General features: G+C 58.3%; 21 protein-coding genes and 1 tRNA gene. 7 read left to right on the forward strand and 15 right to left on the reverse strand.

The window, feature by feature from the left end; genetic code table 11:
- Positions 1-58: 58 nt before the first annotated feature.
- A complete protein-coding gene (locus BCF11_RS01115; RefSeq protein WP_143751225.1) occupies positions 59-280 on the forward strand; it encodes a hypothetical protein in 222 nt (73 codons plus the stop codon).
- A gap of 245 nt (positions 281-525) precedes the next feature.
- Here BCF11_RS01115 and BCF11_RS01125 read toward each other — a convergent pair whose 3' ends face one another.
- From BCF11_RS01125 to BCF11_RS01135, 3 genes are all read right to left on the reverse strand, one after another.
- The gene (locus BCF11_RS01125; protein WP_098493113.1) at positions 526-1,209 is read right to left on the reverse strand and encodes a hypothetical protein; all 684 of its coding nucleotides are present in this window, start codon (positions 1,207-1,209) and stop codon (positions 526-528) included.
- A 457-nt stretch (positions 1,210-1,666) separates the two neighbouring features.
- The gene (locus BCF11_RS01130) at positions 1,667-2,335 is read right to left on the reverse strand and encodes a helix-turn-helix domain-containing protein (RefSeq protein WP_158229122.1); all 669 of its coding nucleotides are present in this window, start codon (positions 2,333-2,335) and stop codon (positions 1,667-1,669) included.
- 30 nt (positions 2,336-2,365) lie between these two features.
- The gene (locus BCF11_RS01135) at positions 2,366-2,767 is read right to left on the reverse strand and encodes a hypothetical protein (RefSeq protein ID WP_098493115.1); all 402 of its coding nucleotides are present in this window, start codon (positions 2,765-2,767) and stop codon (positions 2,366-2,368) included.
- 133 nt (positions 2,768-2,900) lie between these two features.
- On the opposite strand from BCF11_RS01135, the gene BCF11_RS01140 reads away from it, so the two are divergent.
- Positions 2,901-4,034, forward strand: a complete 1,134-nt coding sequence (locus BCF11_RS01140) for a site-specific integrase (protein ID WP_098493116.1) — start codon at positions 2,901-2,903, stop codon at positions 4,032-4,034.
- Positions 4,035-4,114: 80 nt separating this feature from the next.
- Here the strand turns inward: BCF11_RS01140 and BCF11_RS01145 are convergent.
- The 4 genes from BCF11_RS01145 to BCF11_RS01160 all read right to left on the reverse strand — a co-directional run bounded on the left by BCF11_RS01145 (position 4,115) and on the right by BCF11_RS01160 (position 6,408).
- Positions 4,115-4,191: transfer RNA gene (locus tag BCF11_RS01145), tRNA-Val, on the reverse strand.
- Positions 4,192-4,257: 66 nt separating this feature from the next.
- The gene (gene dnaQ, locus BCF11_RS01150) at positions 4,258-4,995 is read right to left on the reverse strand and encodes a DNA polymerase III subunit epsilon (RefSeq protein ID WP_098493117.1); all 738 of its coding nucleotides are present in this window, start codon (positions 4,993-4,995) and stop codon (positions 4,258-4,260) included.
- An 85-nt stretch (positions 4,996-5,080) separates the two neighbouring features.
- Positions 5,081-5,515, reverse strand: coding sequence for a ribonuclease HI (gene rnhA, locus BCF11_RS01155; protein ID WP_098493118.1), 435 nt, complete (start codon positions 5,513-5,515; stop codon positions 5,081-5,083).
- Between the two features lie 107 nt (positions 5,516-5,622).
- Positions 5,623-6,408 carry a class I SAM-dependent methyltransferase gene (locus BCF11_RS01160; protein WP_098493119.1) on the reverse strand — a complete coding sequence of 262 codons (786 nt, stop codon included), beginning with the start codon at positions 6,406-6,408 and terminating at the stop codon, positions 5,623-5,625.
- Here BCF11_RS01160 and gloB point away from each other — a divergent pair.
- The 3 genes from gloB to fabI all read left to right on the forward strand — a co-directional run bounded on the left by gloB (position 6,407) and on the right by fabI (position 9,958).
- Positions 6,407-7,222, forward strand: coding sequence for a hydroxyacylglutathione hydrolase (gloB, locus tag BCF11_RS01165; protein WP_098493120.1), 816 nt, complete (start codon positions 6,407-6,409; stop codon positions 7,220-7,222). The genes BCF11_RS01160 and gloB overlap by 2 nt on opposite strands.
- Before the next feature lie 224 nt (positions 7,223-7,446).
- Positions 7,447-8,955 (forward strand): transglycosylase SLT domain-containing protein, encoded by a 1,509-nt coding sequence (locus BCF11_RS01170; RefSeq protein ID WP_098493121.1) that lies wholly within the window; start codon positions 7,447-7,449, stop codon positions 8,953-8,955.
- A gap of 220 nt (positions 8,956-9,175) precedes the next feature.
- A complete protein-coding gene (gene fabI / locus BCF11_RS01180) occupies positions 9,176-9,958 on the forward strand; it encodes an enoyl-ACP reductase FabI (RefSeq protein ID WP_098493123.1) in 783 nt (260 codons plus the stop codon).
- Positions 9,959-10,049: 91 nt separating this feature from the next.
- Here the strand turns inward: fabI and BCF11_RS01185 are convergent, their stop codons facing one another.
- Positions 10,050-10,580, reverse strand: a complete 531-nt coding sequence (locus BCF11_RS01185; RefSeq protein WP_098493124.1) for an OmpA family protein — start codon at positions 10,578-10,580, stop codon at positions 10,050-10,052.
- A gap of 503 nt (positions 10,581-11,083) precedes the next feature.
- Between BCF11_RS01185 and BCF11_RS01195 the strand changes: the two genes are divergently transcribed.
- On the forward strand, positions 11,084-12,493 hold the full coding sequence (locus BCF11_RS01195) for a DEAD/DEAH box helicase (RefSeq protein WP_098493126.1): 1,410 nt from the start codon (positions 11,084-11,086) through the stop codon (positions 12,491-12,493).
- A 106-nt stretch (positions 12,494-12,599) separates the two neighbouring features.
- Here the strand turns inward: BCF11_RS01195 and BCF11_RS01200 are convergent, their stop codons facing one another.
- The 7 genes from BCF11_RS01200 to edd all read right to left on the reverse strand — a co-directional run bounded on the left by BCF11_RS01200 (position 12,600) and on the right by edd (position 20,228).
- A complete protein-coding gene (locus BCF11_RS01200) occupies positions 12,600-13,463 on the reverse strand; it encodes a DMT family transporter (protein WP_098493127.1) in 864 nt (287 codons plus the stop codon).
- 179 nt (positions 13,464-13,642) lie between these two features.
- Positions 13,643-14,773: an ABC transporter ATP-binding protein gene (locus tag BCF11_RS01205; protein ID WP_098493128.1), complete on the reverse strand. Its 1,131-nt coding sequence runs from the start codon at positions 14,771-14,773 to the stop codon at positions 13,643-13,645.
- Positions 14,770-15,423 carry an ABC transporter permease gene (locus BCF11_RS01210; protein ID WP_098493129.1) on the reverse strand — a complete coding sequence of 218 codons (654 nt, stop codon included), beginning with the start codon at positions 15,421-15,423 and terminating at the stop codon, positions 14,770-14,772. The genes BCF11_RS01205 and BCF11_RS01210 overlap by 4 nt, the downstream gene beginning before the upstream one ends.
- A gap of 10 nt (positions 15,424-15,433) precedes the next feature.
- Positions 15,434-16,348 (reverse strand): glycine betaine ABC transporter substrate-binding protein, encoded by a 915-nt coding sequence (locus BCF11_RS01215; RefSeq protein ID WP_098493130.1) that lies wholly within the window; start codon positions 16,346-16,348, stop codon positions 15,434-15,436.
- A gap of 29 nt (positions 16,349-16,377) precedes the next feature.
- Positions 16,378-17,094 carry an ABC transporter permease gene (locus BCF11_RS01220; protein ID WP_098493131.1) on the reverse strand — a complete coding sequence of 239 codons (717 nt, stop codon included), beginning with the start codon at positions 17,092-17,094 and terminating at the stop codon, positions 16,378-16,380.
- A gap of 591 nt (positions 17,095-17,685) precedes the next feature.
- On the reverse strand, positions 17,686-18,342 hold the full coding sequence (locus BCF11_RS01225) for a bifunctional 4-hydroxy-2-oxoglutarate aldolase/2-dehydro-3-deoxy-phosphogluconate aldolase (RefSeq protein ID WP_098493132.1): 657 nt from the start codon (positions 18,340-18,342) through the stop codon (positions 17,686-17,688).
- A complete protein-coding gene (edd, locus tag BCF11_RS01230; RefSeq protein WP_098493133.1) occupies positions 18,339-20,228 on the reverse strand; it encodes a phosphogluconate dehydratase in 1,890 nt (629 codons plus the stop codon). The genes BCF11_RS01225 and edd overlap by 4 nt, the downstream gene beginning before the upstream one ends.
- Positions 20,229-20,541: 313 nt before the next feature.
- Between edd and pgi the strand changes: the two genes are divergently transcribed.
- Complete coding sequence (gene pgi, locus BCF11_RS01235; RefSeq protein WP_098493134.1) at positions 20,542-22,203, forward strand: glucose-6-phosphate isomerase; 1,662 nt, start codon at positions 20,542-20,544, stop codon at positions 22,201-22,203.
- Positions 22,204-22,308 lie beyond the last annotated feature (105 nt).

Here is a 22,308-nt window from a genome sequence, read left to right on the forward strand (position 1 = left end):
CCAGAATCTGAAATTTGAGATCGCTCGCTTTGATGGGAGTATGGTATGCGATGATCAAGTGTCCGCCATTCCCACCTTTGCCGCCATCACCACCTCTGCCACCTGTGCCGCCTTTGCCACCTTTGCCGCCATCGGCATCGTCCTCGCAGTCACGTCCCGAACCACCCTGTCCACCATCCTGCCCCCTACCACCTACCGCGCCATCCGCGCCCTGTCCACCTTGACCACCAGGCAGAAGTACTGTTACACCATCAAGAAACTCACTGACAGCAATACTTAGGATATTGCCATTGTCACCCGAAAGACCAGGGATTCCATCCCCTCCTTGGGCTCCCTGACCGCCATCCGACCCACCGTCCGGTTTCGTATCTGGAATCGGGTTCCAAGCTCCTGTGCAAGTAGCGGGTCGTCCATCCTGTGAGGGGCCTGAAAAGTCGAACGGAGTAGGAGGCGCCGCCGGTTGCTTTGGTACATCCGGTGCTTTACCTAAAACTGCAGGATCTGCCATTTCAATTTCTCCTCGTGCTAATTTTTTAGTGATTTGACCTTACTCGTTGCACCGCTTGAGATTGTCACAGCAGCCGTAAGGTTTTCACCGATGTTAAAAGCGCTCGCGGTCCGGATGCCTGCGCAATCGATTCTGGCGTAAGGCGCTTGCATCTCGAGGATGCCTGTGTGTTCAACCGTGATATATCGCGCAAACAACACCTGAACCTTTCTATCTATTACAAGCCGCGAGTGACGCGAGACATAAATATCGTGAAAGAGAAATAGACTAACGAGCATTTGAACACGGTCAATGTACTTTTTGAAAACTTGGAGACTCTCGTCGCTCACTCCACGTGTATTGTTAAATAAAAAATTATAGAGATTCGTTTGCATTTCAGGGTCAATCCGATCGATTGGCGGACGCGGAATAAAGATTTGGCCGGGCACGGATGCTGCCGCCCCTATTCCGATGTTTTCCGTACTCGGCGAGAGGGTCGATCTGGCAGCATGGTCGGGAACTCCCAGCCACCGTTTGAGATCGTGGGCTGAGTCTGGTCGCAAGCGAACCAGGTGCGGGTGTAGTTCCTCTTCATCCGCGGTGAGTACAACTGTTTCATTTGGCTCAACCCGGAGATCGGGCAGTCGGTCAATCCGATCTCGAAGATTATATGCGGCCAGACGCGATTCAAGACTCAGGAATTTTCTCTCGCTTTCCATCATCGTTCCTCCGATGTGCAGCTTTCATATTCCATTCAATAGGCGGTGCTAGAGCAAAACATAAACGCACCGAGATACCGTCGCAATCCAAATCAAAATCCGATGACGAGCTGGGCCGGGGGCATAATCACCGCAAGCGGCCCCTTATTGCCCAGCAACACACTTGCATTTTTGCAGCGCAAAAGGGGGTCGGACGAAGTCGAACCCAAACCACGAGTGAACTATAGGACAAATGTTTTAGAATTTCCATAAGGCAATTGTCAGTTCAATTTCCTCAAGACCCACTACCGGCGCTTGGTGAAGAACACCACGCAAATCGCGACGTTATTTGCGCTCAAAGTGTCTTTTTCAAAGCGACGACATGCGCGATTTCAAGAACAGAATGAAACTATTGCATGTTAATGTCTAGTAGTCGCGATCGGATCTGACATTCCCCGATATGACGTTCGCAGTTGTCAAGTCAAGTTTGAGCCAACACAAATAATGGATAGCTACCGTCGTCCGTTGCCGCTTTTGCGCGGAAATCCGCAATCATCGAACGTCGCTCTACAAACTGCTTTGCCTTGCACGCGGCGTCACCGGCAGCGGTTACCGCACTCTCCAGAATGGAACCGGCCAGGACATCGTTCTGGAATGCCTCGTTCTTGCGACATACCTTGTCGTACGCCTCTTGCAGCTGGCTGATTCGTTGGGTCAAACTCTCCAGGTGCGAACGCAATGGTGCCACCTCTCCCGCGTTCTTCAGCAGGACCGTGACCATCGCCGCGACGTTCTGCTCAACCGTTCCCTGCACCGACCGCAACACTGCCACCTGCTCAGCGGTGCGCGGATCCCTCTCCGGCTCATTCGATAAGCCCAACAGGTAATCGGTACTCACTCCATAGGCGATTGCCGCACGCACAATGAACTCTCTCGATACGCTGGCCTGGCCGGCTTCAATCTTGGATAGCTGCGACGAATTGCTATAGCCTAAAGTCTTGGCCGCCTCGCGCTGGTCGAGGTGGTTGAGCTTTCTGGCCAAAATAAGCCGGCGGCAGATCTCTTCTCCTCTATCGCTGACCTGGGCGCCCGCACCAGCACGCCTTTCCGCTGACGCCGAAAACGCCGCAATGTCATTAACGTATCCCATAGTGCCCTCCGCCTTCATTTTGCAATTCGTTCATACGCCCAGCTCTATGCACTGCGCAGTCACTACAGCGACTGCGGCGCTAAATACGTTGATCGGGATGTGACTGAGCATTTCATCCAGCCCGCCGGCGGCACAACGCAGCGATGCCGCCTCATCAGCAGACAGGCCAACCTTCCCAACCCTATCGAAGCGATCACAGATTGCCAGCATGGTGTTGTTCGCTCGTGCCAGCGACTCGCCGCGGGCGCCAGTATTCCCCATAGCCAGGAGCATCTTCGAGAGCTGGTTGTAGGCATCTGGGCTGGGTTCTGCAATCAGCAGTTCGATTGCCAGCCGCAGCTCCAGCGCCAAGTCGTTGCGCGTGCATCGCATCATCGGAACGAATGCTCCTCTCGGCTTGTATGCCTTGCGGGGACGCTTGGTGCCGGCCATTACGATTCCGCTCCCACGGGAGCAACGCCAACCGCGGCGAACGGGCGCCCGGCGTAATGCTTACTAGCGACTATCCGCACTACCGGCGCGCGCCGGATGGGCATATAACAATGAACGTTGAGGAATATTACAAATGGGTCGAGCAAGGGGCATAGAAATTCGGAAAAAAAGTATCCGAATTCTCTTTATGTGGAGAGGTAAACAGCGGAAGGAACGGTTGGATTTGGAACCAACACCGGCGAACGTGCGCTATGCCGAGCGTTTGGCGGCTGAAATAAAAGTCAAAATCTCTGTAGGAGCTTTCGACTACCGGTTCTACTTCCCAAATTCTACAAATGCGACGGAAACTCCCAGCGAAGTCCCTACTTTTAGTTCCGCATGCGCTCTTTGGCTTGAGACTAAAGGACGTCTGGCCGCTGCGACGCAATCCCAGTACAAAAACGCACTTGAATTCTGGAAATTGAAATTTGGCACTGAAACGCGGATTGACTTGATCACGCATGGAAAAATCGCAGCAGCCGTCGGATCTCATCCCTGGCCATCGGCGAAGCTGTGCAACAATTATCTTATACCGTTACGCGGCACTTTTATACTTGCCGGCCGTGATATGCAGGAATTGCTCAATCCACTAGATGGGATCAACAATTCAAAGCACCAGAAAACGCCGCCTGATCCACTAACGATCGCGGAGATGGAGCGCGTCCTAGCCGATATGATTGAGCGATTCCACGTGCAGGTGGCTCACTATTTCACTTTTGCGTTCCTTACAGGTATGCGCCCTGAGGAAATCATTGCCCTACGGTGGGATGACGTCGATTGGAACAATCGAACAATTAGGGTCGCACGAGCAAAAACGTTCAAAGGCGGATTCAAGGATCTGAAAACGAGCGAGGTCCGCGACGTCGACCTGGTTGATCGGGCCGTTAATATGCTTCAAGCCCAAAAACGGTTTACTTATATGAAACGAGCGGAGATTTTTGAAAATCCGGTCACGCGCAAGCCATGGCACGACGAACGTTCACAACGGGACCATTACTGGAAGCCATGTCTTAAAAAATTGGGGATACGAACCAGGCGAGCCTATCAGACCCGGCACACCTATGCGACGACCGCACTAATGGCCGGCGTAAATCCGGCTTACATCGCTAGACAGCTTGGCCATGCAAATGCCAAAATGTTATTTACGGTCTATGCCAAGTGGATTGATGCCGCAGATCGCGGAAGGGAAAAAGCAAAAATGGAAGCCGTACTGCGCTTCCATTCATAATTTGCTATCAACAATTTTCATAAAATAAATTCGGAGTTAACCCAAATTTATCCCAGCACCCCCGCAAACATCGAGAATACTGGTAGGCACGATTGGACTCGAACCAACGACCCCTACCATGTCAAGGTAGTGCTCTAACCAGCTGAGCTACGCGCCTAAAGAAGCGAAATTATAAGGGCATTTTTGATTCGTGGCTAGTGTCTTGTGAATATTTTTTACAAGATTACTTTTGCGGCGTGTTTTCCGCCGGTTCGACGGAAGTCTGGCGCCATATGCAAGTGCCGCGGGCATCCTTGTCCAGGCCGTTCAGCAGCAACTCATGCGCCGCCAGCTCGTCCTCGCTGGCGCTGCGCACCACGATTTCCGCCAGCGGCAGCAGTTCCAGCGCTGCGCCGCTGCCATCGGCATCGCCGTGGCTGCCGCCGACATCGATGCTGAAGCTGTTCTGGCCGCGGGTCATGGCCAGGTATACCTCGGCCAGCAATTCCGAGTCCAGCAGCGCGCCGTGCAAGGTGCGGTGGGCGTTGGAGATGCCGTAGCGGTCGCACAAGGCGTCCAGCGAGTTGCGCTTGCCGGGGTACATTTCCTTGGCTTGCACCAGCGTGTCGATGACGCCGGCGATATCAGCCGAGAACAGCCCCTTGCCCAGGTGCTTGTATTCGGCGTCCAGGAAACCCAGGTCGAAGGGGGCGTTATGGATGATGACCTGGGCGCCGCGGGTGTATTCGCGCAGCTCCTCGAAAATCTCGGCGAACTTCGGCTTGTCGCTCAGGAAGGCGGTGGTCAAGCCATGGACTGCCAGCGCGCCCTCTTCCGAATCGCGCTCGGGATTGATGTAGCGATGAAAATTATTGCCGGTCAGGCGGCGGTTCAGCAGCTCGACGCAGCCGATTTCGATGATGCGGTCGCCGGTGCGCGGGTTGAGGCCGGTGGTTTCGGTATCCAGAACAATTTGTCGCATGGTCACTCTTCAATACAAACAATTACTAAAAAAAATACTTGAGGCAACGGCGCCTCAGGCAATGCTGCCGACGCCCTCATCGCGCTTATACAACCGTGGCGACGCCGCGATTGGCGAGCTGGTCGGCGCGCTCGTTGCCGACGTGGCCGGCATGCCCCTTGACCCAGCGCCATTCGATCTTGTGCCGGGCCTGGGCGGCGTCCAGCGCCTGCCACAGGTCGACATTTTTCACCGGCTCGCGCGCCGCGGTTTTCCAGCCGCGCGCTTTCCAGCCGTGTATCCATTCGCTGATGCCTTTTTGCACGTACTGGCTGTCGGTAAACACGATGACTTCGCAAGGCCGGGTCAAGGCGGTCAGCGCCTCGATCACGGCTTTCAACTCCATGCGGTTGTTGGTGGTGTTGCGCTCGCCGCCGAACAATTCTTTTTCCTTGCCGTCCGCTACCAGCAGCGCACCCCAGCCGCCGGTGCCAGGATTACCTTTGCAGGCGCCGTCGGCAAAAATTTCTACTTTATCCATGCTGTCTTTCATTACTCTGTTATCGGGATAGCCTGCAGCGCAGGCCATTCTCTGGAAATCGTGGTTGTATGCTTAATTGAGTACTTAATTGAGTTCTTATTGCGCGCCTACTCCGCGCCGCTCTGATCCGCCTTGTGGATCTTGTTGGTGGCCGGCACGCCGCGCCCGGCCTTGATCGCCTGCTTGCTGAACGCCGGGCCGATCAGGTGCATGCCCTTGACCCGCTTGATCGCCTGCACAATATATACCGCGCCGAAATATGGCCACCAGCGGTTGCCTGCCTTCTCCATGAAAGCGGAACGATGCAGCCATTTGCTGCTGGCGTACGGCGGCGCATAGCAGCCGAAATGGCCGCGGTTGACTTCCATGTTCAGCAGCTTCAGCCAGTCCTTCAGCCGCAGCAAGCTGATGAATTCGGCGTTCTGCGGCAGGAAATGCGCGCCCGACATGCGCCCCATGGTTTGCCGGATGCCCCACAGGCTGGCTGGATTGAAGCCGCAGATGATGACCTGCCCTTCCGGAATCAGCACCCGCTCCACCTCGCGCAGGATCTGGTGCGGCTCGGCGGCAAATTCCAGCACATGCGGCAGCACCACCAGGTCCAGGCTTTGCGAGGCGAACGGCAGTTCGGCGAAATCGTGGGTCACCACCACCCTGGACTGCGCCCCGCCCACTTCAGGCAAGCGGCTGTCGGTCAGCCATTTATGGCGCATGCGATTGGCCTGCAAGGCCTTGATCTGCGGCACGCCGATCTGCATCGCGTTGAAGCCGAAGATATCCGCCGTCATCGCATCCAGGCGCGCCTGCTCCCATTCCAGCATGTAACTGCCGGTGGGCGTCTGCAGCCAGGGGCCGAGCGCTATAATGGACTTTTCTGCTGACGGATTTGCCATGCCTGCCTTGTTCGATAAACCACTGGATGAAAATAAGTCGCTAAGTGTATTGGCGGTGCCGGCTTTTAACGACAATTATCTTTGGCTGATCCACGATGGCCGCCTGGCCGCCGCAGTCGACCCCGGCGACGCCCAGCCGATCCTGGCCGCACTGGCCGCGCATGGACTGACTCTTGCCGCTATTTTACTGACTCATCACCATGCTGACCATGTCGGCGGCGTACAAACTTTGCTGCAGCATTATAAGGTGCCGGTGTTCGGCCCCGCCGGAGAAGCCATCGCCGGCGTCACCAGGCCGCTGCGCGAAGGCGATATCGCCGCCCTGCCCGAGTTGAACTTGAGCTTGTCGGTGCTGGATGTGCCAGGCCACACCAGCGGCCATATCGCCTATGTGGCGCAGGGCCAGCCCTGGCTGTTTTGCGGCGACACCCTGTTCGCCGGCGGCTGCGGACGCCTGTTTGAAGGCAGCCCGGGGCAGATGGTCGCCTCCTTGGCAAAGCTGAGCGGCTTGCCGGGCGACACCCTGGTCTATTGCGCCCATGAATATACCATCTCGAACCTGCGCTTCGCCTTGGCGGTCGAGCCGGACAATGCCCGACTGGTCGAACGCATGGCCAACGAGCAAGCCAAGCGCGCCCGTCAGCAAGCGACCGTACCGTCGACCATCGCACTGGAAAACGCCACAAACCCGTTCCTGCGCTATCGGCAGCCAACCATCGTTGCCAACCTGCAAGACAGCGGCCGCCTCGCTGAAAAAGACGGGCCGGTGGCGGCTTTCGCCGCACTGCGAGAATGGAAAAACACTTTCAAATAATCCGGCAGAGCGCAATGCCTGCCGCAAAGATTGATAGTGATCGATCGTTGGAGATTGTCAGATAGTCTCCGCATATCGACTTCCAGATAGTAATACCTAATAAATCAATCACTTATCGCATGTAACAGTGCAATTTCTGCTTGACGGGAGAAAACCGCCTTACGTACACTGCGTCTAATCCATTATTACCGGTCGATGACATCCCGGTTACATAAATTGAACCCATGTACCAGCTAAAACTCAAGACATTCGCCTTTGCCGCGTTCGCTTTTTTCGGCACTCCGCTCTTGGCTCAAGCCAACGACATTTCCATCTACACCCCCACTTTCAGCCTGATCGACCCGAACGACCCCAGCGCCGGCATGCTTGGCATGGAGCAAGTCGACATCTGGGCGCGCATACGCAAGGGTTTTGGCATCCCGGACCTGGATAACCAGCAGGTGGTCAACCAGACCGATTTCTACAGCGCCCGGCCGGAATATTTTGAGCGCACCACCTTGCGCGCCTCGCCCTATCTGTTTCACGTAGTCCAAGAGCTGGAAAAACGCGGCATGCCGACCGAGCTGGCGCTGCTGCCGTTCATCGAATCCTCTTTCAATCCACAAGCCTATTCCAGCGCCAAGGCGGCCGGCATGTGGCAGTTCGTGCCGTCCACCGGGCGCGACTACAATCTCAAGCAAAACATGTTCAAGGATGAGCGCCGCGATGTCCTGGCCTCGACCGATGCGGCGCTGACCTACCTGCAGAAACTGTATGGCATGTTCGGCGACTGGCAACTGGCGCTGGCTGCCTATAACTGGGGCGAAGGCTCGGTGCAGCGCGCCATCAACAAGAACCAGGCCGCCGGCCTGCCAACTGACTTCAACAGCCTGGCGCCGCTGATGCCGGCCGAAACCCGCAATTACGTCCCCAAGCTGCAAGCGGTCAAGAACATCGTCGCAGCGCCGGACATGTATAGCATCGCCTTGCCGAAGATCGACAACCAGCCTTACTTCGTCACCATCGGCAAGACCCGCGACATCGACGTCAAGGTCGCCGCGCAGCTGGCGGAATTGTCGCTGGACGAATTCAAGGCGCTTAACCCGCAGTTCAACCGCCCGGTCATCATCGGCAGCTCCGACACCAAGATCCTGCTGCCGGAAAGCAATGCCGAGAAATTCAAGAACAACCTGACCAAGTGGACCCACACGCTGTCATCCTGGACCTCCCACACCGTCGGCAGCGCGCGCGAACGGATTGAAACCATCGCCGCCAAGTTCGACACCACGCCGGCCGTGATCCGCGAAGTCAACCATATCCCGCCAAGAATGCTGCTGAAAGCCGGCTCCACCATCCTGGTGCCGAAAACCGAAGAAGCCAACAGCGACATCACGGCCGAAGTCGCCGACAACGCCACCATGGCGGTGACGCCGGATGCGCCCGAAAGCCGCCGCATCTATGTCAAGGTCGGCAAGCGCGATACGCTGGCCTCGATCGCCGCGCGTTATCGCGTCAGCGTCAGCCAGGTGAAGGCCTGGAACGGCCTGTATCACGACGGCGTCAGCCGCGGCCAGAGTCTGCAGCTGCAAGTGCCTAACCGCATGGTGGCGTCCAGCTCCGGCGGCAAGAAAGCCGGCCACAATGTGCGCTATCACACTGCCGTCGCCAGCCGCGGCAGCAGCAAAAACAAGGTGGCCGTGAAAAAGAACGGCAAGCCGGTGGTGCTGGCCTCATCCCGCGGCTCGCGTAGCTGATATTTATCTTCAGCGCTGCTGCCAAAAGACCCCTGCCGCTGGCCTGCCAGCGGCAGGGGTCTTTTTTAAAATCCCGGAAATTATCGAAAATGCAATATCGGACTGGGCAGCGACATGGTTGCCCTCCGCCCGCCGAACCCCTACAATCTTGCCCTGTTCGCTAACAACCTCAAGCACACACCCGCCCGCACTACAAACGGCGCGCACATCTGGAGTCAATATGGCATTCCTGCAAGGCAAAAAAATTCTGATCACCGGTTTGCTGTCTAACCGCTCGATCGCTTATGGCATCGCACGAGCCTGCAAACGCGAAGGCGCCGAACTGGCGTTCACCTATGTCGGCGAGCGCTTCAAGGAACGCATCACCAATTTTGCGAAAGAATTCGGCAGCGAATTGATTTTCGACTGCGACGTCGGCAGCGACGAGCAGATCAATGCGCTGTTTGCCGACCTCGGCAAATCCTGGGACCATCTGGACGGCCTGGTGCACGCGATCGGCTTCGCCCCCGCCGATGCGATTGCCGGCGATTTCCTGGACGGCTTGTCGCGTGAAGGCTTCAAGATCGCGCATGACATTTCCGCCTACAGCTTCCCGGCCATGGCAAAGGCGGCGATCCCGCTGCTGCGTCCGAATTCGGCGCTGCTGACCCTGACCTACCTCGGTTCGGAGCGGGTTGTCCCCAACTACAACACCATGGGCCTGGCCAAGGCGTCGCTGGAAGCCAGCGTGCGTTACCTGGCCGGTTCCCTAGGCCCGAAAGGCATCCGCGTCAACGGCATTTCGGCGGGGCCGATCAAGACCCTGGCCGCCAGCGGCATCAAGGGCTTCGGCAAGATCCTGGGCTTCGTCGCCGAGCACGCGCCGCTGCGCCGCAACGTGACCGTGGAAGATGTCGGCAATGCGGCAGCTTTCCTGCTGTCCGACCTGTCTAGCGGCATCACTGGCGAAATCACCTACGTCGACGGCGGCTTCTCGCACGTGGTGGGCGGCATCGCCGAGTAATTCTGGAAACAGGGCTGCGCAGAAATGCGAGGCCGAAAAAAATCCCGGCAGCGCATGCCGGGATTTTTTTTGGAGAACCGTACTGCGCGTTTTACTGATGCACAGTCACTTCCACCCGGCGCGCATCGGCGTCGTTGCCACCCAACGAGACTTGCGGCTTGTCCAGCACGACGCGGTTTTCTTCGACGCCGGCGGCGATCAGCACGGCGCGCACTGCCTTGGCGCGCTCTTTCGACACGTCTGCATTGACATCGGCGTTGCCGCTGGCGTCATGGTAGCCGGAGACGGCGATGGTCGCGGCGCTATTCGCCTTCAGGTACATGACGATGGGGGCGACGTCGGTGCCTGCGCTGGCCGGCGCTTCGGACTTGCCTGTTTCAAAGAAGATTTTGACAGCGCCAGGAACGCCGGCAGCGGCCTGCTCCGCACTCGCTGCAACGCTAGCGACAGCCGGGGCATCCGCACTCTGGGGCGCCGACACCGTTGTCGCCGGCTTGCTGCCGCCCTTGCCTGAGGTAAGGCCAAAGTAGCCTGCCAGGAACAGCATTGCCACCACGACCACGCCAACGATGGTCCAGACGATTCCCAATGCTGCCTTTTGTTCGCTATCGTTATTTTCCATGCAAGCACTCCTATTGTTAATTAGTAAATATTTTATTGTATCCGAATTTGCAAAAGACCAAAACGTACTACCTGCAAACAACGATATAGCGACAAATCAACGACATATTCCCAGCAATTACATGAATATGCTGCACCAAGTCTGAAAGTATTGTATTATTCTGTGCTGCGTTGCAATAACGGACGCGGACAGTGCACTGCTTCACGATCATATCCAGTTTCTGGTGCTCTGTAAAAACCTGCTGTAAAAATAATATGTAGCTGCGCAAGCCTAGGCGTGTCCTGATCTCTGTAGGACATTGCATTGTAAAAGCCCTCCCGCCTTGTGTGTCGATCCTGACACCGTCCCGGCGCAAAGCTTTTGTGCCGAAATTTCTTTGTATTTGTCTCTTAGTCATTTCGTTGGTTGGCGTTGCTTTTTTGCGTTCGCTGCATTCATCGCATGGTCGATTGTTTGCGCGATTATTTGTAGCTTATGACGCTGCACTTTACGAAAGAAGAAAAATGACTTTTGAATCACTTGGCCTCCACACGTCCGTTATCAAAGCACTGACCGAGGCTGGCTACACCAAGCCGACTAGCGTTCAAGAACAAGCTATCCCTGCCGCAATCGAAGGCCGTGACCTGCTGGTTTCCTCGCAAACCGGTTCCGGCAAGACTGCGGCATTCATGCTGCCAGCGCTGCACAAATTCGCTTCCGAGCAACCAGCTGCCCCTGCTCCTGCAGTCGGCAAGACCCCGAATCAAGAAATGCAAGCCTCCCGTTCACGTGGCGAGCGTCCACGTTTCAAGCCAGCACAGCCTAAGATGCTGGTATTGACACCGACCCGTGAACTGGCTTTGCAAGTAACCACCGCGACCGACAAGTACGGTTCGCACATGAAGCGCGTCAAGGCGATCTCGATCCTGGGCGGCATGCCTTATCCAAAGCAGATGCAATTGCTGGCCAAGAACCCGGAAATCCTGGTTGCCACGCCTGGCCGTCTGATCGACCACATGGAATCGGGCAAGATCGATTTCTCGCAACTGCAGATCCTGGTGCTGGACGAAGCTGACCGCATGCTGGACATGGGTTTCATCGACGACATCGAAAAGATCGTCGACGCTACTCCTGAGTCGCGTCAAACCATGCTGTTCTCGGCTACTCTGGACGGCGTTGTCGGCAACATGGCAAAGCGCATCACCAAGAACCCGATGATCATCCAGATCGCCGGTTCCGCCACCAAGCACGAAAACATTCAACAGAAGGTTCACTTCGTCGACGACCTGTCGCACAAGAATCGCCTGCTGGACCACCTGCTGCGCGACGTCACCATGGACCAGGCAGTTGTGTTTACTGCTACCAAGCGTGATGCCGACACCATCGCTGACCGTCTGAACATCGCCGGTTTCGCTGCTGCCGCCCTGCATGGCGACATGCATCAAGGCGCGCGTAACCGCACCCTGGACAGCCTGCGTCGCGGCCAAGTCCGTGTGCTGGTTGCTACCGACGTTGCCGCCCGCGGTATCGACGTCCCGGCAATCACCCACGTATTCAACTACGATCTGCCGAAATTCCCGGAAGACTACGTCCACCGTATCGGCCGTACCGGCCGTGCCGGCCGTAACGGTGTTGCGGTATCGCTGGTGAACCACGCTGAAGGCGTCAACGTCAAGCGTATCGAACGTTTCACCAAGCAACTGATCCCGGTCGATGTAGTTGAAGGCTTCGAACCAAAGCGTTCGGCTTCGGCTCCGCGCTCGAACCACAAACCAGGCGGCTGGAAACCAGGCGACAACCGTGGCGGCGCAAAGCCGGGCGGCCGTACTTTCAGCAAGCCAGGTGCAGCACCGCGCAAAGAAGGCGGCGGCGGTGGCTACAAGGGCAACCGTTCCAACGACAGCGGCGCGCGTCGCTCGTTTGGCGACCGTTAATCAGCCAGGCAAGTCGGGCGATCGCATGATCGCCACGTAACAAATAAAAAGGCCACTGGAAGAGTTCCAGTGGCCTTTTTCATTGGGACAGGCTCTCAATATCACTTCAGGCCGCCCATCCCAGCATCACAGCCCCCGCTGCAATCACCGAGCACGACAATAGCCGGCGCAGGGTCAGGGCTTCTCCCAGGAACATGCGGGCGATCAATGCCGCAAACAGCACCGAGGTTTCGCGCAAGGCCGACACCGGCCCCATCGGCGCCAGGGTAATCGCCCAGATCACAATGCCATACGCCAGCAGCGACATCATGCCGCCGCCCAGCGCATTCCAGCTGGCGCGGGTATTCAGCGCTAGCGACAGCCGGCCATGCAGCGACAGGTAAATCACCAGCAAGGGTAAGCCATCCAGCAGGAACATCCAGCCGGCGTAAGATGCGGCGCTGCCGGCCAGACGCGAACCGAGGCCGTCGACGATGGTATAGCCGGCGATGAACACGCCTGTGGTAAATGCCGACAGAGGCGCATCCCATTGGCGGTAGCCGCCAGCGGCGTTGCCGTTTCGTTTGAATTTGATCTGCGCCAGGCTGACAATACCGGCCGAGATCAGGGCGACTCCGATCAGGGTCAGGGTCCCCAGCTGTTCGCCGGCGAAGAATGCCGCTCCCAGCGACACCAGCAAAGGCGAGGAGCCGCGCGCGATTGGATAGGACTGGCCGAAATCGCCGGCCCGGTAAGCGCGTACCAGGAACAGATTGTAGCCGGCATGCAGCGCCACCGACATCAGGATATAGGGCCAGCTGGCCGCCGCCGGCAGCGGCGCCCACAGGACGATAGGCACGGCGGCCACCGCGGAGCCTATGGTCATCAGGGTGATGGCCCATAAACGGTCACCGCTGCTTTTCAGCATGGCGTTCCAGGATGCATGCAGCAAGGCCGCGCACAGCACCAGAGCAATCACGCCAGCCGTCATGCGCTAGCCCCGCTGAACCACCTTGAGTAACCACGCATAGAGATATATGACGGCGCTAAGTGCTAAAACCGTCTATTGTAAATGCTAAGCGGGGTTCGCGCGACAGGGTGGACGAGTCTTATTGCCGACGCGCTGCGACAACGACAGCGCCGTTGGTGAAGCAGCGGTCGCAGGTGGGCTTACATGCCTACCCTGCTGCGCGTGCGGCCGGAACTGAGATAATCGGCGATCGAATCCTGGGTAACCTCGCCGAGGTAGCTGTTGTCCTGGCCGATCACCGGCATCCAGCTGGTGCTGTGCTTGTACATCTTGGACAGCACCACGCGCAGATTTTCATCCGGCGCCGCGCTGACCGTAAACGGCTTCATCTTGTCGCTGCAGGCGCCCTGCCCGCCGCGCGCATCGCGCCGCGCCACATACCCCAGCGCATGATTGGCGGCATTCGTCACGGTGACGTAGCGGTAGTCGTTGTCATCCATGACGCCATAGGCCGCCGCCAGGCTGGCGTCTTCCAGCACGGTGGCCGAGTTGGCGGCGGCATCGCCGGCACGCACCAGCAGCAGACGTTTCAAGGTGGCGTCCTGGCCGACGAAAGAAGCAACGAACTCATCCTTGGGCCGCGCCAGCAAGGTATCCGGATGATCCACTTGCACCAGCTTGCCGGCGCGGAAGATCGCAATCTTGTCGCCCAGCTTGATAGCTTCGTCGATATCGTGGCTGACCATGATGACAGTCTTGTTGAGCGCCCGCTGCATCTGGAAGAATTCGTTCTGTATCGATTCGCGGTTGATCGGATCGACCGCGCCGAATGGCTCATCCATCAACAGCACCGGCGGATCGGCCGCCAGCGCGCGGATCACGCCGATGCGCTGCTGCTGGCCGCCCGACATCTCGCGTGGATAGCGGCTCAGGAAACGCTTCGGATCGAGCGCGACCATCGCCATCAGTTCAGTGGCGCGTTCGTGGCAACGCTTCTTGTCCCAGCCCAGCAAACGCGGCACCACGGTAATGTTTTCTTCGATCGTCATGTTGGGGAACAGGCCGACCTGCTGGATCACATAGCCGATCTGGCGCCGCAAGCTGACTTCATCGATATCGGTGGTATCTTCGCCGTTTAACAAGACGCGGCCGGAGGTCGGCGCAATCAAACGGTTGATCATCTTCAGGGTGGTGGTCTTGCCGCAGCCGGAAGGCCCGAGGAAAACGCAGATCTCGCCTTCGGCAACCGTCAGGTCAACCTGATCCACCGCCTTCACCTTGGCGCCGTCTTTTTGTGTGAATACTTTACTGAGCTGGTCGAGTTGAATCATGATTTTTGCATTCCTTTCGGTGTAAGCAGGCGCTGCAGCCATTGCAGCAGCAGGTCGGCGACAATCGCCAGCAAGCTGATCAGTACCGCGCCGATAACGAGTTTTTGCATATTGCTTTGGCTGATGGCATGCAGGATCAGCACGCCCAGGCCGCCGGCGCCGATAATCGCCGCTACCGCCATCACGCCGATATTCATGACGACCGCGGTGCGCACGCCGCCCAGGATCACCGGCACCGACAAGGGCAAGTCGACCAGCCGCAGGCGCTGCCAGAATGTCATGCCAATACCGATGCCAGCCTCCTTGATGCCGTGTTCAATGCCGTCCAGCGCCAGATAGGTATTGCGCATGATAGGCAGCAGCGAGTACAGGAACACCGCGGTGATCGCCGGCAGCGGGCCTAGCCCCTGGCCAAAGCGAGAAAACAGCGGGATCATCAGGCCGAACAAAGCAATCGAGGGCAAGGTCAGGATCACAGTCGCCAGGCCCATCAGCGGGCTGGCCAGCCAGCGGTGACGGATCATCACTATGCCCAGCGGCACGCCGATCAGGATCGCCATGCCCACCGCTATCCCCACCAGCATCAGGTGCTGGATGGTGAGATGCAGGATTTCCGGCCAGGCGCTTAACAGGTAGTTAAAAAATGTCATGGTGCGCCTCTCATAGCAAGCCTTCGGCGCGCAGGAAATCCGCGGCAACCTGGGCGATCGGCAACTGGTCGATATCCACTTTTTTATTCATCTCGGTCATCTTTGCGGTGTCGATCTTGGCCGACAGCACATTCAACTGTTCGGCCAGATGCGGATTAGCGTCGAGGATTTCCTTGCGCACGATAGGCGTGGCGCTGTAGAACGGAAAGAAGCCTTTGCTGTCTTCCAGCAGCTTCAGGTTGAAACCCTGCACCCGGCCGTCGGACGAATAGGTCAGACCGACATTTAGCTGGTCGTTATGCAAGGCGGTGTAGACCAGACCAGGGTCCATCTGCTTCACTTCGCTGCGTTCGAAAGCGAAACCATATAGAGCCAGCAATGGCTCCAGGCCGTCAGGGCGCGAGGCGAATTCAAAATCGACCCCGATCAGGTATTTTTTATCAGGATCCTGCTGGCGGCTCTGGTTGATTTTGTTGGCCAGATCCTCGATCGTGTGAAGCCCATCCTCCTCAGCGCGCTTTTGCGGCACCGCTAAGGCGTAGGTATTGTTCAAGGCCGACGGCTTGAGCCAGATCAGATTCCTGGCGGCGTCCAGTTGCTTGACGCGCTCATAGGATTGATCCTGGTCCAGCTTTTCATCGATCTTGTTATAGACGATCAGCGCGGTGCCGGTGTAATCCCAGACGATATCGACCTGGCCGCTTTCCAGCGCCTGGCGCATGATGGTGGTGCCGAGACCGTTCTTGAGATCGACCTTGTAACCTTTGGCGCTCAGGTATTGCTGGGTCATCGACGACAGGATCAACTGTTCGGTGAAGTTCTTGCCGCCGACCACCAGGTCGCTGGCGCCGGCCGGCGCCATGAAGCCCAGCGCCACGGCCAGCAGCGCAGCGATGCGCGATGCGGCTTGAGATAAATTCTGCATTTGGTTTTTCCTTGTCCGGTTGGGATAGATCAGCGCAGCAGTCCGCGCTTGCTCAGGTAAGCATTGCTGCCCAGCGAGACGATCGCATCCAGCAGCAAGGCCAGCACCGCGGTGGCGGCAGCGCCCAGCAGCAGCTGGCCCTGGTTGTTCAAGTAGATGCCGGGGAAGATCAGGCCGCCCAGGCTTTCGCCGCCGATCAGGATCGACAATGGCGCAGTGCCGACAATAATCGCCAGCGCGGTGCGGACGCCGCCGACAATGATCGGCAAGGCGTTCGGCAGCTCGACCCGGAACAGCACCTGCAGCGGCTTCATGCCGATGCCTTTGGCCGCCTCTTTCATGGACGGCGACACCTGCTTCAGGCCTTCATAGGTATTGCGCACGATGGGCAGCAGCGCCGCCAGCCACAAGGCGATGATGGCCGGCTTGTCGCCGATGCCGAACAAGGCCAGCGCCAGCGCCAGCACCGCCATCGAAGGAATGGTGTTGCCGATGTTGAAAAGCTGCATCCACTTTTCCGCATGACGGGCAAAGTAAGGCCGGCTCAGCAAGATGCCAGCCGGGATGCCGCACAGCAGAGACAGTGACAGCGACCACCCCACCAGTACCAGGTGACGGCCGGTGTAGTAGATCAGGTCGCCCTGATATTGACGGATCACCGCGGGGCCGATAGCCCAGCCAATGGCAGCCACCACCAGCACGGTAGCGACAGCGCCTATCACGGCGCTGCGATAGCGATTTGTCATGCTTTTTTCCTTCCATAAGCATGGCCGGAAAAAGTCTGCGGTGCGCAAGAGCCTGGCGCAGGCGCTAGCCCGTGACCGCGAATCCGACTTTGTCTGGCGATGCATATTGAATGACCGCCGAGCACGTACCGGAATAGCCGGAACCTGTCAGCGCGACATACAAACAATTTTTTATGATCCCGTCCGGTCTTCCCGCGGGGAGGACATTGAACGAGCCGACTACCGCATGGGGCGGTACAGAATGCGAGGATGAATTCCCCGACGCTTGATGAAACTCCGGCGCTGCCGAAGCATGAGACAACCCGCTGACGCGAGCCACGAAACCCAAAAATGTGCCGTTGAGAAAGCACGATGTTGTTGAGAGCCAGCTATTCTAACAACTTTTCTTGATGACGTCCAGTAATGGGATTCGCAAAAGCTATTACCGGAATGTCTGAAGGCCAGAATAACATGGCTTTTTACTAAAAAATATAGGATTAATCCGAGAAGAAATGCGACGGAAGAGTTTGTAGAAAAGATGGCGCAAGGCCTGGTCGAACCTGCCGGCATGGCTGAAAAACCATGCCGGCAGGCTCAGGAGGGGAAATCCGATCAGAGCGCCTTGCGCAGCTTGCTTGCGGCAGCGGCCAGCGCGGTAATACGAGCCCAGTCACCCGCCTTCAGCAAGTCTTTCGGGGTCAGCCAGGAGCCGCCGACGCAAGCGACGTTTTTACAGGCCAGGAAATCCGGCGCCGTTTCTAGCGAAATGCCGCCGGTCGGGCAGAAGGTCACGTCGCCCAGGGGACCGGCAATCGCATTCAGCATGCCGACGCCGCCGGCCGGCACCGCCGGGAACAGCTTCAGCTGGCGGAAGCCGGCTTCGCGCGCCGCCATCACTTCGGACGGCGTCATGACGCCGGGCAACAGCGGCAAGCCGCTGGATTTGGCGGCGGCGATCAGCGCTGGCGTCAGTCCTGGCGAGACACCGAATACCGCACCGGCATCGCGCGCGGCGACGAATTCATCGGCCTGGGTCAGCGTGCCGACGCCGACGATGGCGCCCGGCACCTGCTCTGCGATCGCGCGGATGGCCGGCAAGCCATGCGCAGTGCGCAAAGTCACTTCCAGCACGCGGATGCCGCCTGCCACCAGCGCCTTGGCCAGCGGCACTGCATGCTCAATGTCGTCGATGGCGATCACCGGAATCACCGGCGAAGCGCGCATGATGTCTAACAACTGATTACCGTATAGGAGATTTGAGGATGTCATATCGTTGCTTTCTGTGGTTGTTCTGAATGTGCCGACTCTGCGGCTTCTGCCGCCGTCGGCATCGCTGGCGGCAGGCCGAAGCAGGTGGCGCCCTCTTCCGCCGCGCTGACCGTGGTGCGAAACATGGCAAACAGTTCGCGCCCCATGCCGACATGGTTGGCTGACAGGTCGGTTGCCTGCGGCTGGCGCTGCGCCCATTCTTCGGCCGGCACCAAGGCTTCCAGTATACCTTTCTCGGCATCGAGGCGGATCATGTCGCCGTTACGCACCAGGCCCAGCGGACCACCGGCCAGCACTTCCGGAGTGACGTGGATCGCCGCCGGCACCTTGCCGGAAGCGCCCGACATGCGGCCGTCGGTGACCAGCGCCACGTGGCGGCCGGCATCTTGCAGGATGCCGAGCGCCGGCGTCAACGCGTGCAGTTCGGGCATGCCGTTGGCGCGCGGCCCCTGATGGCTCAGTACGGCGATGAAATCGCGGTCCAGCTCGCCGGCGCGGAACGCCGCCATGAATGCTTCCTGCGAATGGAAGACGATGGCTGGCGCCTGCACCACCCAGTGCTGCTGCTTGACGGCGGAAATCTTGATCACCGAACGGCCCAGGTTGCCGGACAGCAGGCGCAAGCCGCCGTCCGCCGAGAACGGCGCACCGGCAGTGCGCAGCACAGAATCGTCGCCGCTCTTTTCCGGCGCTGGCTTGAACACTACTGTCTCGCCTTGCAGGAACGGTTCGGCGCAATGCGCGCGCAGGCTGTCGCCCAAAATGGTTTTGACATCTTCATGCATCAGGCCGGCATCCAGCAGTTCGCGGATCACGAAACCGGTGCCGCCGGCGGCATGGAAGTGATTGACGTCGGCGTCGCCGTTCGGATAGATGCGAGTGACCAGCGGCACCACGGCCGACAATGCATCGAAATCGTTCCAGTCGATGACGATGCCGGCGGCCTTGGCAATCGCCACCAGGTGCAAGGTGTGATTGGTGGAGCCGCCGGTGGCCAGCAAGGTGACGATAGCGTTGACGATGCTCTTTTCGCTGACGACATGGCCGACCGGCAGGTACTGATTACCGCGATCAGTAATCCGCAAAGCCTGGCGCGCGGCTTCCGCGGTCAGGGCATCGCGCAATGGCGTGTTAGGAGTGATGAAGGCCGAGCCCGGCAAATGCAGGCCCAACGCTTCCATCAGCATCTGGTTGCTGTTGGCGGTGCCGTAGAAAGTGCAGGTGCCGGCGCTGTGATACGACTGCGCCTCCGCCTCCAGCAGTTCCGCGCGGCCGACCTTGCCTTCCGCATAGAGTTGGCGAATCCGCACTTTTTCCTTGTTGCTCATGCCGCTAGTCATCGGGCCGCCGGGAATGAACACTGCCGGCAGGTGGCCGAAATGCAGGGCGCCGATCAGCAGGCCGGGAACGATCTTGTCGCAGATGCCGAGATAGACCGCGGCATCGAACATATTGTGCGACAGCGCAATCGCGGTCGCCATGGCGATCGCATCGCGCGAAAAAAGGGACAGCTCCATGCCCGGCTGGCCCTGCGTCACGCCATCGCACATGGCTGGCGTGCCGCCGGCAAACTGGGCGACGCCGCCGGCGGCGCGCACTGCTTCCTTGATGATCTGCGGATAATGCTCGAACGGCTGGTGCGCCGACAGCATGTCGTTATAGGAAGATACAATCGCAATCGATGAACTTTTGTCCTGTTTCAGCTTCAACTTGTCATTGACTGGAAATGCGGCAAAACCGTGTGCAAGGTTGGTGCAGGACAGCGCGCCACGCTGCACATCCTGGCGGCGCGCATGTTCCAGGCGCGCCAGGTAGGCGCTGCGGTAAGGTTGGCTGCGTGCAACAATACGCTCGGTGACTTTGGCTACGCTGGCTTGAACAGACATGATTAAAATCCTTGAAACAGTAGACGAATTGAAATTTTACTACAAAATAGCAGTTCGACGCTAATTTGCAAACCCATTCCTGCTGCCGTTGTGGTTTTTTGAAAGCAGGCGGCACCTGCATGAAACAACCAGTTTAGCCTCACGACGGACAATAGCAATGGCGCAGAAACAGGCAAGACAGTAATCAGGGAAAAACTCGCCCGGCCAGCGTAAATTATCCCGGTTTCAGCAAACTACAAAATAATTTGTAGTGAAATTACCTTCAACGTTGTATAGTCATATAAATTCCTGACCTACCATGAAGACTCCGGATATGCCACAGACAGCGCTCAATACTACCGCCAGCTTTCAAGCCTTGCATGAACATTACGCAACCGTCAAAGAGCGGCCGTTGCGCGAGCTGTTCGCTGCCGCCCCTTCCCGCTTTGAACAATTCTCGCTCAAGGCCGCCGGCCTGTTCCTGGATTACGCAAAGAACAATGTGACGGCGGACACCATGGCGCAGCTGTTTGCCCTGGCGCGCGAACGCCAGGTCGAAAGCCGGCGCGCGGCGATGTTTGCTGGTGAAAAGATCAACACCACCGAACAGCGTGCCGTATTGCACACCGCCCTGCGCGCACCGCCCCTGCCGGCGCTGGTAGTCGACGGCCAGCAGGTCAGCGCCGATGTGCACGCGGTGCTGCACAGGATCCAGACTTTCACAACAGCGGTGCGTTCCGGCGCCTGGCTGGGATATAGCGGCAAGCCGATCACCGACATCGTCAACATCGGCATCGGCGGCTCCGACCTCGGCCCCAAGATGGTGTGCCAGGCGCTGCGCCCTTACCAGCAGGCCGGCCTGCATCTGCATTTCGTCTCCAACGTGGATGGCGATGACCTCGACGCCGTGCTACAGCAAGTCAATCCGCAAACAACGCTGTTTGTGATCGCCTCCAAAACCTTCACCACCGCGGAAACCATGATGAACGCGCACTCCGCGCGCAACTGGTTCCTGCAAAACGGCGCCGCAGCGAGCGAGTCCGACCTGGCCAGGCATTTTGCCGCGGTCTCCACCAATGTCGAAGGCGTCACTGCGTTCGGCATCGATACGGCCAATATGTTCCCATTCTGGGACTGGGTCGGCGGCCGCTACTCGGTGTGGTCGTCGATCGGCCTGTCGGTGGCGCTGGCGGTCGGCTTTGAACGCTTCAGCGAATTCCTGGCCGGCGCCCACGCCATGGACCGCCACTTCGAGAGCGCACCGCTGGAACAGAACATGCCTGTCATCATGGCCTTGCTGGGCATCTGGTACCGCGACTTCTTCGACTATCGCTCGATCTCGATTGCGCCCTACCACCAGGACCTGGGCAATTTCCCTTCCTACCTGCAACAGCTGGAAATGGAAAGCAACGGCAAGCGCGTCGCGCTGGACGGCAGCCCGCTGGAAGTGGCCTCCTGCCCTATCATCTGGGGTAATGTCGGCACCAACGGCCAGCACGCCTATTTCCAGCTGCTGCACCAGGGCAGCGACATCACGCCGGTCGACTTCATTGCTACCTTGAACGCCAGCCATCGGCTGCCCGGCCACCAGGCCGCGCTGCTGGCGAACTGCTTCGCCCAGTCGGAGGCCTTCATGCGCGGCAAGAGTGCGAATGAAGTGCAAGCGGAAATGCAGGCCAAGGGCATGCCGGCGGAGCAGATCGCCGCCCTGCTGCCGCACCGCACCTTCCCCGGCAACCGTCCCAGCAACACCATCCTGATGGATGCGCTGACACCCGCAAACCTTGGCGCGCTGATCGCCTTGTATGAGCACAAGGTATTCGTACAAGGTGTAATCTGGGGCGTCAACAGCTTCGACCAATGGGGTGTCGAACTGGGCAAGGTCCTGGCCAGCAATATCCTCGGCGAACTGACCGGCACGCCGGCGCTACACCAGAACAACAGCCACGACAGCTCGACCAACGGCTTGATCGCGATGGCGCGTGCGGCCCTGTAGCCACGCAGGTTTAAACAATTCAGTTGCAGTTTAATATTTCACTCAGTTTCACTTAAATAGTTGAGGACGGCGCAATCTGCCACGCATGGCAGCTCTTGAACGCTG

The sequence above is a fragment of the Collimonas sp. PA-H2 genome, assembly GCF_002564105.1.
Taxonomy (GTDB): Bacteria; Pseudomonadota; Gammaproteobacteria; order Burkholderiales; family Burkholderiaceae_D; genus Collimonas.

Excerpts from the sequence above, each read along its gene's own strand:
- BCF11_RS01225 (WP_098493132.1), bottom strand. The coding sequence starts at position 18,342 with ATGACATCCTCAAATCTCCTATACGGTAATCAGTTGTTAGACATCATG.
- BCF11_RS01210 (WP_098493129.1), bottom strand. The coding sequence starts at position 15,423 with ATGACATTTTTTAACTACCTGTTAAGCGCCTGGCCGGAAATCCTGCAT.
- BCF11_RS01220 (WP_098493131.1), bottom strand. The coding sequence starts at position 17,094 with ATGACAAATCGCTATCGCAGCGCCGTGATAGGCGCTGTCGCTACCGTG.
- BCF11_RS01185 (WP_098493124.1), bottom strand. The coding sequence starts at position 10,580 with ATGGAAAATAACGATAGCGAACAAAAGGCAGCATTGGGAATCGTCTGG.
- BCF11_RS01130 (WP_158229122.1), bottom strand. The coding sequence starts at position 2,335 with ATGGGATACGTTAATGACATTGCGGCGTTTTCGGCGTCAGCGGAAAGG.
- BCF11_RS01200 (WP_098493127.1), bottom strand. The coding sequence starts at position 13,463 with ATGACGGCTGGCGTGATTGCTCTGGTGCTGTGCGCGGCCTTGCTGCAT.
- rnhA (WP_098493118.1), bottom strand. The coding sequence starts at position 5,515 with ATGGATAAAGTAGAAATTTTTGCCGACGGCGCCTGCAAAGGTAATCCT.
- BCF11_RS01125 (WP_098493113.1), bottom strand. The coding sequence starts at position 1,209 with ATGATGGAAAGCGAGAGAAAATTCCTGAGTCTTGAATCGCGTCTGGCC.
- dnaQ (WP_098493117.1), bottom strand. The coding sequence starts at position 4,995 with ATGCGACAAATTGTTCTGGATACCGAAACCACCGGCCTCAACCCGCGC.
- fabI (WP_098493123.1), top strand. The coding sequence starts at position 9,176 with ATGGCATTCCTGCAAGGCAAAAAAATTCTGATCACCGGTTTGCTGTCT.
- edd (WP_098493133.1), bottom strand. The coding sequence starts at position 20,228 with ATGTCTGTTCAAGCCAGCGTAGCCAAAGTCACCGAGCGTATTGTTGCA.
- BCF11_RS01160 (WP_098493119.1), bottom strand. The coding sequence starts at position 6,408 with ATGGCAAATCCGTCAGCAGAAAAGTCCATTATAGCGCTCGGCCCCTGG.
- BCF11_RS01170 (WP_098493121.1), top strand. The coding sequence starts at position 7,447 with ATGTACCAGCTAAAACTCAAGACATTCGCCTTTGCCGCGTTCGCTTTT.
- BCF11_RS01135 (WP_098493115.1), bottom strand. The coding sequence starts at position 2,767 with ATGGCCGGCACCAAGCGTCCCCGCAAGGCATACAAGCCGAGAGGAGCA.
- pgi (WP_098493134.1), top strand. The coding sequence starts at position 20,542 with ATGCCACAGACAGCGCTCAATACTACCGCCAGCTTTCAAGCCTTGCAT.
- BCF11_RS01215 (WP_098493130.1), bottom strand. The coding sequence starts at position 16,348 with ATGCAGAATTTATCTCAAGCCGCATCGCGCATCGCTGCGCTGCTGGCC.
- gloB (WP_098493120.1), top strand. The coding sequence starts at position 6,407 with ATGCCTGCCTTGTTCGATAAACCACTGGATGAAAATAAGTCGCTAAGT.
- BCF11_RS01195 (WP_098493126.1), top strand. The coding sequence starts at position 11,084 with ATGACTTTTGAATCACTTGGCCTCCACACGTCCGTTATCAAAGCACTG.
- BCF11_RS01140 (WP_098493116.1), top strand. The coding sequence starts at position 2,901 with ATGGGTCGAGCAAGGGGCATAGAAATTCGGAAAAAAAGTATCCGAATT.
- BCF11_RS01205 (WP_098493128.1), bottom strand. The coding sequence starts at position 14,773 with ATGATTCAACTCGACCAGCTCAGTAAAGTATTCACACAAAAAGACGGC.